Here is a 12,175-nt window from a genome sequence, read left to right on the forward strand (position 1 = left end):
GAAACAGACGCCGCATCCCACGACCCGAGAGAAGCGCAAGCCACCCATGCCCACGCGCCACGACATCCGCAACGTCGCCATCGTCGCCCACGTCGACCACGGCAAGACGACCATAGTCGACGCCATGCTGAAGCAGGCCGGAGCCTTCGCCGCGCACCAGCTCGACTCCGTCGACGACCGGGTCATGGACTCGAACGACCTGGAGCGTGAGAAGGGCATCACGATCCTCGCCAAGAACACGGCGGTGAAGTACCACCCCAAGGACGGTGGGGCCCCCATCACCATCAACATCATCGACACCCCCGGCCACGCCGACTTCGGCGGCGAGGTCGAGCGCGGCCTGTCGATGGTCGACGGCGTGGTGCTGCTGGTGGACGCCTCCGAGGGCCCGCTCCCGCAGACGCGCTTCGTGCTCCGCAAGGCGCTCCAGCGCCGGATGCCCGTCATCCTGTGCATCAACAAGACCGACCGCCCGGACTCCCGGATCGACGAGGTCGTCAACGAGACCTACGACCTCTTCCTCGACCTGGACGCCGACGAGGACCAGATCGAGTTCCCGATCGTCTACGCCTGCGGCCGCGACGGCATCGCGTCGCTGACCAAGCCGGAGGACGGCACCGTCCCGGCCGACAGCGAGAGCCTGGAGCCCTTCTTCTCCACCATCCTGGCGCACATCCCCGCGCCTACGTACGACGAGGACGCCCCGCTCCAGGCCCACGTCACCAACCTCGACGCCGACAACTTCCTCGGCCGCATCGCGCTGCTGCGCGTCGAGCAGGGCGAGCTCCGCAAGGGCCAGACCGTGGCGTGGATCAAGCGCGACGGCTCGATCTCCAACGTCCGCATCTCCGAGCTGATGATGACCGAGGCGCTCACCCGCAAGCCCGCCGAGGTCGCGGGCCCCGGTGACATCTGCGCCGTCGCCGGCATCCCCGACATCATGATCGGCGAGACCCTGGCCGACCCGGAGAACCCGGTCGCGCTGCCGCTGATCACGGTCGACGAGCCCGCGATCTCCATGACCATCGGCACCAACACCTCCCCGCTCGTGGGCCGCGGCGCCACCGGCAAGGGCGCGGACAACAAGGGCGGCGTCAAGGACCGCAAGGTCACCGCCCGCCAGGTGAAGGACCGCCTCGACCGCGAGCTCATCGGCAACGTCTCGCTCCGCGTCATCGACACCGAGCGCCCCGACGCCTGGGAGGTCCAGGGCCGTGGCGAGCTGGCCCTGGCGATCCTCGTCGAGACCATGCGCCGGGAGGGCTTCGAGCTGACGATCGGCAAGCCCCAGGTGGTCACCAAGGAGGTCGACGGCAAGCTGCACGAGCCGGTCGAGCGCATGACCATCGACGTGCCCGAGGAGCACATGGGCGCCGTCACCCAGCTCATGGGTGTCCGCAAGGGCCGGATGGACAACATGTCGAACCACGGCTCCGGCTGGGTCCGCATGGAGTTCGTGGTGCCGTCCCGCGGCCTGATCGGCTTCCGCACCGAGTTCCTGACGAACACCCGCGGCACGGGCATCGCCCACTCGATCCACGAGGGTCACGAGCCGTGGTTCGGCAACCTGCAGACCCGCAACAACGGCTCGCTGGTCGCGGACCGGTCCGGTGCCGTCACCGCCTTCGCCATGACGAACCTCCAGGAGCGCGGCGTGCTCTTCGTCGAGCCGGGCACCGAGGTCTACGAGGGCATGATCGTCGGCGAGAACTCCCGCTCCGACGACATGGACGTGAACATCACCAAGGAGAAGAAGCTCACGAACATGCGCTCCTCCACGGCCGATGTCGCGGAGTCCATCGTCCCGCCGCGCAAGCTGTCGCTGGAGCAGTCGCTGGAGTTCTGCCGCGACGACGAGTGCGTCGAGGTGACCCCGGAGGCGGTGCGCATCCGCAAGGTGAACCTGGACGCCCGTGAGCGCGCCCGCGCCGCCTCGCGGGCCAAGCACGGCTGATCCGCGTCACCTCCTCGGCAGAGGCCCGGCTCCCCCGGACACGGTGGGTGCCGGGCCTCTCGTCAACCTCATTTCGGCCACCGGCCCCGACCCCCTGTTCGCATATCGGACACTGTTCTCCGGAACTTGTGTCAAGGGTCCGTTTCGCGGGTGTCTGTCTCTGATCGCTTTGTCCGGATTTCGGGCCGACGGGCTCCGCCGATGTTGTCAAAACGAGACCCTTTAAGTGTGGTTTACGGCCCTCGCCTCCTTAATAGTTGGCTCCGTTGAGCTCGGGTCAATGGGTCAAGCGCGGTGGGGAGCGCCGGCTCACGAGCACACTCGCGGTACTTGACGGGCGCGCTGTCAGGGGTGTCAGCGCGCGTAGACAGAGTGCCCTTCTTGTAGTGACTAGTGGACTCATGAGGAGGAACCCATGCGCGGTGCCAAGAGCGCCAAGTGGGTGGCCGGTGCGATCGTCGTCGCGATGGCGGCCACCGCCTGCGGCGGTGGCAGTGGTGACGACGAGGGCAAGAAGAGCCCGTCGGGCAAGCCCGAGGGCTACGTCTCGATCGACGTCGGCGAGCCGCAGAAGCCGCTGATCCCGGCCGACACCAACGAGAGCCTCGGCTCCTACGTCATCCAGTCGCTCTTCACCCAGCTGCTGGACTTCGACGCCAAGGGCGAGATCGTCTACACGAACGCCGAGTCCGTCACCACCACCGACTCGAAGACCTGGACCGTCAAGCTGAAGTCCGGCTGGAAGTTCCACAACGGCGAGGCCGTCACCGCGCAGTCCTACGTCGACGCGTGGAACTGGTACGCCAACATCAAGAACCAGCAGCAGAACAGCTTCTGGTTCTCGGACATCGCCGGCTACGCCGACGTCCACCCCGAGAAGGGTGAGCCGAAGGCCGACAAGATGTCGGGTCTGAAGGTCGTGGACGACACCACCTTCACCATTACGCTGACCGAGAAGGTCCCGTACTTCAACTACAAGCTGGGCTATGCCACCTTCGCCCCGCTCCCGAAGGTCTTCTACGACGACCCGAAGGCGTTCGGCAAGAAGCCGATCGGCAACGGTCCGTACAAGTTCGAGAAGTGGACCCACAAGAAGCTGATCCAGGTTGCGGCCAACCCTGACTACCAGGGCCCCAACAAGGCGCAGAACAAGGGCATCCAGTTCAAGAACTACGCGACCGTCGAGGCCGCGTACCAGGACGTCGTCTCCGGCAACCTGGACATCATCCGCCAGGTGGGCCCGACCGACCTGCCGAAGTACAAGCAGGACCTCGGCGAGGGCGCCATCGAGCAGCCGTACGCGGCGATCCAGACCCTCGTCCCGGCGTTCTACACCGCGACGTTCAAGGACATGGACCCGAAGGTGCGCCAGGGCCTGTCCATGGCGATCGACCGTGAGACGATCACCAAGACCGTCCTCAACAGCACCCGCACCCCCGCGACGAGCTTCACGCCGCCGCAGGTCAAGGGCAACCAGGACCTGGGCACGGACGTGTTCACGTACAACCCGGCCAAGGCGAAGCAGCTGGTGACCGAGGGCGGCGGCGTCCCGGGCAACAAGATCTTCATCCAGTACAACTCCGACGGTGGCCACAAGGAGTGGGTGACCGCCGTCTGCGAGTCCATCCGCAAGGCGACCGGTGTCGACTGCATCGGCGACGCCAAGCCGGACTTCGCCACGGACCTCGAGGCCCGTGACAACGACCAGGTGAAGTCGATGTACCGCGGCGGCTGGGTGGCCGACTACCCGGTCAACGTGAACTTCATCAAGGAGCTCTACCACTCCGGCGCCGAGGCGAACAACGGTCGCTTCAAGGACGCCGCCATCGACAAGATGATGGCGGAGGCCGACAAGGCCAACTCCCTCGAGGAGTCCGTGAAGGGCTACCAGGAGGTCGAGAAGAAGCTGCTCGAGAAGATGCCGGCGATCCCGCTGTGGTACTACCGGATCAACGGTGGCCACGGCAAGGGCGTCGACAACGTGGAGGTCGACTTCCACGGTGACCTCGAGCTGACCGGAGTCACCGTCAAGTAACCCTTGACGGGTCCCAACCCCACTCGGCCATCACCCGCCGCCGTCGGTCATCCGGCGGCGGCGGTGGTCCGGGGGCATGTGTGCTGCGCATCAGCGCCCCTGGGCCGGTAAACCCCTCACGGAGGCACCTATGGGGCGCTACGTCGCACGACGACTGCTCCAGATGATCCCGGTGTTCATCGGGTCAACATTTTTGATCTTCGCCATGATGTACGCGCTTCCCGGCGACCCCGTCAGAGCGCTCATGGGAGACCAGGCTTTCGACCCCGCCATTCTCGAGGCGAAGCGGCATGAGCTCGGTCTCGACCTCCCCCTGTGGCAGCAGTACGTGAACTACCTGACCGGTCTGCTGCAGGGCGACTTCGGTACGGAGATCGGCAGTGGTCGCCCCATCTCCGAGATCATCGGTCAGGCGTTCCCCGTCACCGTACGGCTGACGCTGTTCGCCTTCGCCTTCACGGTGATCGTCGGTATCGGACTCGGCATCGTCGCGGGCCTCAAGCCCGAGTCGGTCCGCGACCGCGGCCTCCTCGGCCTCACCCTGGTACTGATCTCGATGCCCTCCTTCGTACTGGGCTACCTGATGCAGTACCTGTTCGCCTTCCAGTTGGGGCTGATCACCCCGACCGTGCAGGACTCCGAGAGCTTCGGCGACCTGTTCCTGCCGGCGATCGTCCTCGGCTCGCTCTCCCTGGCCTACGTGGCCCGTCTGACCCGTACGTCGATGGCGGAGAACCTGCGAGCCGACTACATGCGCACCGCGGTGGCCAAGGGCCTGCCGCGCCGCCGCATCGTCGGCGTCCACCTGATGCGCAACTCGCTCGTCCCCGTGGTCACCTTCCTCGGCACCGACATCGGCAACCTGATGACCGGCGCGATCGTCACCGAGGGCATCTTCAACGTGCAGGGTGTCGGTGACGCCATCTACGAGGCGCTGTTCCGCCGCGAGGGCGCCACGGTCGTCGGCATCGCCTCACTGATCGTCCTCGTCTATCTGCTCGCCAGCCTGCTCGTCGACCTGCTCTACGCGGTCCTGGACCCGAGGATCCGGTATGCCTGAGAAGACCGCAGCCACCGGGGTGTCCGCCGAGGCCAAGGTCACCGCCGCCGCGCCGGACGCCGTCGCCGCGGCCGTGGCCGCCAAGCCGGAGAAGGCGCGCAGCCTCTGGTCCGACGCCTGGGGCGACCTGCGCCGCAACCCGCTGTTCCTGATCTCCGCCGCGCTGATCGTGCTGCTGCTGACGATCTCGGCCTTCCCGGGCCTGTTCACCTCCGCCTCGCCGCGCGACGCGGACCTGGCCAACCACTACCTGCAGCACCCGAACTGGGGCCACTTCTTCGCCCCGGACTGGTTCGGCTACGACGGCCAGGGACGTTCCATCTACGCCCGCGTCATCTACGGCGCCCGCGCCTCGATCATCGTGGGTGTCGGCGTCACCGCGCTGGTCACGATCCTCGGCACCATCGTGGGCATGCTGGCCGGCTACTTCGGCGGCCTCACCGACTCGCTGCTGTCGCGCATCACCGACATCTTCATGGGCATCCCGTTCCTGCTCGGTGCGCTCGTCGTGCTGACCAGCTTCGAGAACCGTGCCATCTGGGTGGTCATCCTCGCCCTGGTGTTCCTCGGCTGGACCACGATCGCCCGTGTCGCCCGCGGCGCGGTCATCAACATCAAGCAGGCGGACTACGTGGTGGCGGCCAAGGCGCTCGGCGCCTCCACCACCCGCATCCTGCTGCGGCACGTCCTGCCCAACGCGCTCGCCCCGATCATCGTCGTCGCCACGATCGCCCTGGGCGGCTACATCGCCGCCGAGGCGACGCTGTCGTTCCTCGGTGTCGGCCTGGCCGAGCCCACCGTGTCCTGGGGCGTCGACGTCTCCAGCGGACGCGAGCAGCTCCGAAACGCGCCCTACGTCCTGATCATCCCCTCGGTGATGGTCTCGATCACGGTGCTCGCGTTCCTCATGTTCGGCGATGCGGTGCGCAACGCCCTCGACCCCAAGCTGCGCTGAGGGAGGCGTACGTGACCATCATCGACAAGACGGCGGATGTCCCCGCCCCCCGCAGCGGCCGGGAGAACGAGGGTCCGCTGCTCGAAGTCCGCGACCTCCATGTGGAGTTCCACACCCGCGACGGCGTCACCAAGGCCGTCAACGGCGTCAACTACTCCGTCAGCGCCGGTGAGACGCTCGCCGTGCTCGGTGAGTCCGGCTCCGGCAAGTCCGTGACCGCCCAGGCGATCATGGGCATCCTGGACATGCCCCCGGGGCGCATCCCCAAGGGCGAGATCCTCTTCCGCGGCCAGGACATGCTCACCATGTCCGCCGAGGAGCGCCGTGCGCTCCGCGGCCGCAAGATCGCGATGATCTTCCAGGACGCGCTGTCGTCCCTGAACCCGGTGCTGTCGGTGGGCTACCAGCTCGGTGAGATGTTCCGGGTGCACGAGGGCCTGTCCAAGAAGGACGCCAAGGTCAAGGCCATCGAGCTGATGGACCGGGTGAAGATCCCGGCAGCCGCGGCCCGGGTCGGCGACTACCCGCACCAGTTCTCCGGCGGTATGCGCCAGCGCATCATGATCGCCATGGCGCTCGCGCTGGAGCCGGACCTGATCATCGCCGACGAGCCGACCACCGCGCTCGACGTGACCGTCCAGGCGCAGGTCATGGATCTGCTGGCGGAACTCCAGGCCGAGTACAACATGGGCCTGATCCTGATCACCCACGACCTCGGCGTGGTCGCGGACGTCGCGGACAAGATCGCCGTGATGTACGCGGGCCGGATCGTCGAGACCGCGCCCGTCCACGAGCTGTACAAGCGCCCGGCTCATCCGTACACCCGGGGTCTGCTCGACTCGATCCCCCGCCTGGACCAGAAGGGCCAGGAGCTGTACGCGATCAAGGGTCTGCCGCCCAACCTGACGCGCATCCCGACCGGTTGTGCGTTCAACCCGCGCTGCCCGAAGGCCGACGACGTCTGCCGCACGGACGTCCCGGCCCTGCACCAGGTGACCGAGCAGGACGGCACCGAGTTGCCCGGCCGCGGAAGCGCGTGCCACTTCTGGAAGGAGACGATCCATGGCTGAGCTCGGCAAGGCCGCTTCATCGGCCGAGGGCTCGACCGCGGACTCCGTGGACGTGACGCCGAACGCCACCGAGGTCGAGAGGGTCGACTCCGCCACCGAGGCGGAGGCGGTCGCCGCGCTCGACGCCCCGGTGGACCGCGGCGAGCCGATCCTCCAGGTGCGCAATCTGGTCAAGCACTTCCCGATGACCCAGGGCATCCTCTTCAAGAAGAAGATCGGTGCGGTCAAGGCGGTGGACGGCGTCTCGTTCGACCTCCACCAGGGCGAGACCCTCGGCATCGTCGGCGAGTCCGGTTGCGGCAAGTCGACCGTCGCCAAGCTGCTGATGTCGCTCGAGACCGCCACGTCCGGCGAGGTCTTCTACAAGGGGCAGGACATCACCCGGCTGTCCGGGCGGGCGCTGAAGGCCGTCCGCCGGAACATCCAGATGGTCTTCCAGGACCCGTACACCTCGCTGAACCCGCGGATGACGGTGGGCGACATCATCGGGGAGCCCTTCGACATCCACCCGGAGGTGGCCCCCAAGGGCGACCGGCGCCGCAAGGTCCAGGAGCTGCTGGACGTCGTCGGCCTGAACCCCGAGTACATCAACCGGTACCCGCACCAGTTCTCCGGTGGCCAGCGGCAGCGCATCGGCATCGCCCGGGGCCTCGCGCTGAACCCGGAGATCATCATCTGCGACGAGCCGGTGTCGGCACTGGACGTGTCCGTGCAGGCGCAGGTCATCAACCTGATGGAGAAGCTCCAGGACGAGTTCAACCTCTCCTACGTCTTCATCGCCCACGACCTGTCCATCGTCCGGCACATCTCCGACCGGGTCGGCGTGATGTACCTGGGCCAGATGGCGGAGATCGGCACGGACACGCAGATCTACGACCACCCGACGCACCCGTACACCCAGGCTCTGCTGTCGGCGGTGCCGGTGCCCGACCCCGAGTCCCGCGAAGGCCGGGAGCGGATCATCCTCACGGGTGACGTCCCGTCGCCGGCGAACCCGCCGTCCGGTTGCCGCTTCCGTACCCGGTGCTGGAAGGCCCAGGAGAAGTGCGCCACCGAGGTGCCGCTGCTGGCCGTTCCGGAGCGCTTCGCGGGCCAGGACACTCCCGCGGCGCACGAGTCGGCCTGCCACTTCGCCGAGGAGAAGGACGTCGTGCACGCGGCCTAGCCGGGGCCGGACGTCCGGACGCCGTACGAGCAGGGCTCCCCTTCGGGGGAGCCCTGCTGCGTGTCGTGCCCGGTGTCGGCGGCCGCCTGCGCGAAGGCTCCCGGGACCCGGAACCTCTCCCGCCACCCCTACATCTCCCGTCACCCGCTACGTCTCCCGCCTCCCGTCACCCGCTACGTCTCCCGCCACCCGGGACGTGCCCCCTCACCCGGCGCGGGACGGCCCGCACACCGGCCGGGCCGAGGGGATGCTCGGGCGTACCGGGCAGGCGCCCGTACGGCCCAGCGGTCACACACCCGTTGAGCCCAACCCGATGTGTGCTTTTCCCTCCGCCGTCAACACATGGAGTGCCCAGGCCGGAGCGGCGATCATCTGGAGGCACTCCATGCGCGGAGCCACTCACGTCACCCGGGCCGCCTGCGCGGTCGCCGTCGTCCTCGTGGCCTGCGCGTGCGGTGGCGGAGCCCCCGCCGGCGGGCCCGACGGGATCGTGACGTCGTCCTGGGGGGACCCCCAGAACCCCCTGGAACCGGCGAACACCAACGAGGTCCAGGGCGGCAAGGTCCTCGACATGATCTTCCGGGGCCTGAAGCGCTACGACCCGCGGACCGGTGAGGCCGAGGACATGCTCGCCGAGCGGATCGAGACGGACGACTCGGTCGAGTTCACGGTCACGGTCAAGAACGGCTGGACCTTCTCCGACGGTGAGCCCGTGACCGCGAAGTCCTTCGTCGACGCCTGGAACTACGGCGCGCACCTGAAGAACAACCAGCGCAACGCCTACTTCTTCGGCTACATCGAGGGGTACGACCAGGTCCATCCCGCCTCCGGGCAGCCCACCGCGCAGACCATGTCCGGCCTGAAGGTCACCGGCGAGCGGACCTTCACCGTCAGGCTCACCCAGAAGTTCTCCACCTGGCCCGAAACACTCGGCTACGCCGCGTTCGCGCCCCTGCCCAGCAGCTTCTTCAGCGACCACGACGCCTGGCTGGCCCGCCCCGTCGGCAACGGACCGTACGCCGTCGACAGCTACACCCGGGGCGCCCAGATGTCCCTGCGCCGCTGGGACGGCTATCCGGGTCAGGACAAGGCGCGCAACGGCGGCGTCGACCTGAAGGTCTACACCGACAGCAACACCGCCTACACCGATCTGACGGCGGGCCACCTCGACCTGGTCGACGACGTGCCGGCCGCCCAGCTCCGCAACGTCAGGGCCGATCTCGGCGACCGGTACATCAACACCCCGGCCGGCATCATCCAGACCCTCGCCTTCCCCTACTACGACCCGGACTGGAACAAGCCGGGCCAGGAGAAGGTGCGCCAGGGCCTGTCCATGGCGATCAACCGGCAGCAGATCACCGACACCATCTTCCAGCGGACCCGTACCCCCGCCAAGGACTGGACCTCACCCGTCCTCGGCCCCGACGGCGGCTACGACGCGACGCTGTGCGGCGTCCACTGCACCTACGACCCCGCCCGGGCGAGGAAGCTGATCGCCGAGGGCGGCGGCATCCCCGGCGGCCAGGTGAGGATCACGTACAACGCCGACACCGGCTCCCACCGGCAGTGGGTCGACGCCGTGTGCAACTCCGTCAACAACGCGCTCGGCAACGACCGGGCCTGCGTCGGCAACCCCGTCGGCACCTTCGCCGACTACCGCAACCAGATCACGCAGTCGAAGATGAGCGGCCCGTTCCGGGCCGGCTGGCAGATGGACTACCCGCTCATCCAGAACTTCCTCCAGCCGCTCTACTACACCAACGCCTCCTCCAACGACGGCAAGTGGAGCAACGAGACGTTCGACCGGCTGGTCGACCAGGCCAACGCGGAGACCGACCCCGCCAAGGCGATCAAGACCTTCCAGCAGGCGGAGAGGGTCGTACGGGACCAGATGGCCGCCATCCCGCTCTGGTACCAGAACGGCAGCGCCGGCTACTCCGAGCGGATCTCCAACGTCTCCCTGAACCAGTTCAGCGTCCCCGTCTACGAAGAGATCACCGTCGGCTGACCCCGCCCGCCCGGACCCGAGGAGCGCCTCATGGGACGTTATGTGATCCGGCGTCTGCTCCAGATGATCCCGGTGTTCGTCGGAGCCACGCTGCTGATCTTCCTCATGGTGAACGTGATGGGCGACCCCATCGCCGGGCTGTGCGGCGAGCGGGAGTGCGACCCGGCCACCGCCGCCCGGCTGCGCGCGGAGTTCGGTCTCGACAAGCCCGTCTGGCAGCAATACCTGACCTACATGGGCAACGTCTTCACCGGTGACTTCGGCACCGCCTTCAACGGGCAGCCGGTCACCGAGTTGATGGCCGACGCCTTCCCGGTCACCATCCGGCTCACCCTGGTGGCGATCGTCTTCGAGATCGTCATCGGCATCGGCCTCGGCATGCTCACCGGGCTCCGCCGCGGCCGTCCCGTCGACACCGGCGTCCTGCTCGTCACCCTGGTCGTGATCGCAGTCCCGACCTTCGTCACCGGACTGCTGCTGCAACTGCTGCTCGGCGTGAAGTGGGGCTGGATCCGGCCCTCGGTGTCCGCCGAGGCCCCGCTCGACGAACTGATCGTGCCCGGACTGGTCCTCGCCGCCGTCTCGCTCGCCTACGTCACCCGGCTGACCAGGACCTCCATCGCCGAGAACCGGCGCGCCGACTATGTGCGCACGGCCATCGCCAAGGGACTGCCCCGCCGCCGGGTCATGACCCACCACCTGCTGCGCAACTCGCTGATCCCGGTGGTCACCTTCATCGGCGCCGACATCGGCGCACTGATGGGAGGGGCCATCGTCACCGAGCGCATCTTCAACATCCACGGCGTCGGCTACCAGCTGTACCAGGGCATCCTCCGCCAGAACACCCAGACCGTCGTCGGCTTCGTGACCGTGCTGGTGCTGGTGTTCCTGCTGGTGAACCTGCTCGTCGACCTGCTGTACGCCGTACTCGACCCGAGGATCCGCTATGCCTGAGGCCCAGTACGACGACGGACGGGCCATCGCGCCGACCGGCGGCGGCGGTGCCATGGACCTCGCCACCGCCGAGGGCGAGACCCTGGAGCGGGCCCCCGCCGGCCCGCCCGGGTCCGGCCCCGCCGGGAGGCCGCGCAGCCTGTGGTCCGACGCCTGGCACGACCTGCGCCGCAACCCCGTCTTCGTCGTCGCGGCCCTGGTCATCCTCTTCCTGGTCGTCATCTCGATCTGGCCGCAGCTGATCGCCCCCGGCAACCCCCTCGACTGCGACCTCGCCAAGGCGCAGCAGGGCTCCCAGCCCGGGCATCCCTTCGGCTTCGACGGCCAGGGCTGCGACGTCTACACCCGGACCGTGCACGGCGCCCGGACCTCGGTGACCGTCGGCGTCTGCGCCACGCTCGGCGTGGCGCTCCTCGGCTCCGTCCTCGGCGGGTTCGCCGGCTTCTTCGGCGGGGCCCCGGACGCCCTGCTGTCCCGGCTCACCGACGTCTTCTTCGCCATCCCCGTCGTCCTCGGCGGGCTGGTGCTGCTGTCCGTCGTCACCAGCGACACCGTCTGGCCGGTGATCGGGTTCATGCTGCTGCTGGGCTGGCCGCAGGTCTCCCGCATCGCCCGCGGGTCGGTGATCACCGTCAAGCAGAACGACTACGTGCAGGCCGCCCGGGCCCTCGGTGCCTCACCGGCGCGGCTGCTGCTGAAGCACGTCATGCCGAACGCCGTCGCACCGGTGATCGTCGTGGCCACCATCGCGCTCGGCACGTACATCTCCCTGGAGGCGACCCTGTCGTACCTCGGTGTCGGGCTGCGGCCGCCGACGGTGTCCTGGGGAATCGACATCTCCGCCGCGTCGCCGTACATCCGCAACGCCCCGCACATGCTGCTCTGGCCGGCCGGCGCGCTCGCGGTGACCGTGCTCGCGTTCATCATGCTCGGCGACGCGGTGCGCGACGCCCTCGACCCCAAGCTGCGCTGAG

9 protein-coding genes are annotated in these 12,175 nt (G+C 68.1%); all 9 read left to right on the forward strand.

The features are described 5' to 3' along the window. Window positions 1-46: 46 nt before the first annotated feature. The 9 genes from typA to DDW44_RS19880 all read left to right on the forward strand — a co-directional run bounded on the left by typA (window position 47) and on the right by DDW44_RS19880 (window position 12,174). Complete coding sequence (gene typA, locus DDW44_RS19840) at window positions 47-1,954, forward strand: translational GTPase TypA (RefSeq protein WP_108907247.1); 1,908 nt, start codon at window positions 47-49, stop codon at window positions 1,952-1,954. A gap of 415 nt (window positions 1,955-2,369) precedes the next feature. Continuing rightward, window positions 2,370-3,989: a peptide ABC transporter substrate-binding protein gene (locus tag DDW44_RS19845; protein WP_018889080.1), complete on the forward strand. Its 1,620-nt coding sequence runs from the start codon at window positions 2,370-2,372 to the stop codon at window positions 3,987-3,989. A 130-nt stretch (window positions 3,990-4,119) separates the two neighbouring features. Beyond that, complete coding sequence (locus DDW44_RS19850) at window positions 4,120-5,049, forward strand: ABC transporter permease (RefSeq protein ID WP_026281546.1); 930 nt, start codon at window positions 4,120-4,122, stop codon at window positions 5,047-5,049. Further along, window positions 5,042-6,004 carry an ABC transporter permease gene (locus DDW44_RS19855; RefSeq protein WP_027733446.1) on the forward strand — a complete coding sequence of 321 codons (963 nt, stop codon included), beginning with the start codon at window positions 5,042-5,044 and terminating at the stop codon, window positions 6,002-6,004. Before DDW44_RS19850 ends, DDW44_RS19855 begins: the two co-directional genes overlap by 8 nt. Before the next feature lie 11 nt (window positions 6,005-6,015). After that, window positions 6,016-7,074, forward strand: coding sequence for an ABC transporter ATP-binding protein (locus tag DDW44_RS19860; RefSeq protein WP_017947224.1), 1,059 nt, complete (start codon window positions 6,016-6,018; stop codon window positions 7,072-7,074). Continuing rightward, window positions 7,067-8,239 carry an ABC transporter ATP-binding protein gene (locus DDW44_RS19865; RefSeq protein ID WP_018889076.1) on the forward strand — a complete coding sequence of 391 codons (1,173 nt, stop codon included), beginning with the start codon at window positions 7,067-7,069 and terminating at the stop codon, window positions 8,237-8,239. The genes DDW44_RS19860 and DDW44_RS19865 overlap by 8 nt, the downstream gene beginning before the upstream one ends. Window positions 8,240-8,624: 385 nt before the next feature. Then, window positions 8,625-10,247, forward strand: coding sequence for a peptide ABC transporter substrate-binding protein (locus DDW44_RS19870; protein ID WP_108907248.1), 1,623 nt, complete (start codon window positions 8,625-8,627; stop codon window positions 10,245-10,247). A gap of 30 nt (window positions 10,248-10,277) precedes the next feature. Next, window positions 10,278-11,201: an ABC transporter permease gene (locus tag DDW44_RS19875; RefSeq protein WP_108907249.1), complete on the forward strand. Its 924-nt coding sequence runs from the start codon at window positions 10,278-10,280 to the stop codon at window positions 11,199-11,201. Continuing rightward, on the forward strand, window positions 11,194-12,174 hold the full coding sequence (locus DDW44_RS19880) for an ABC transporter permease (RefSeq protein WP_017947220.1): 981 nt from the start codon (window positions 11,194-11,196) through the stop codon (window positions 12,172-12,174). Before DDW44_RS19875 ends, DDW44_RS19880 begins: the two co-directional genes overlap by 8 nt. The last annotated feature ends 1 nt before the right edge of the window (window position 12,175 follow it).

It is taken from the genome of Streptomyces tirandamycinicus (assembly GCF_003097515.1).
Classification (GTDB): Bacteria; Actinomycetota; Actinomycetes; order Streptomycetales; family Streptomycetaceae; genus Streptomyces; species Streptomyces tirandamycinicus.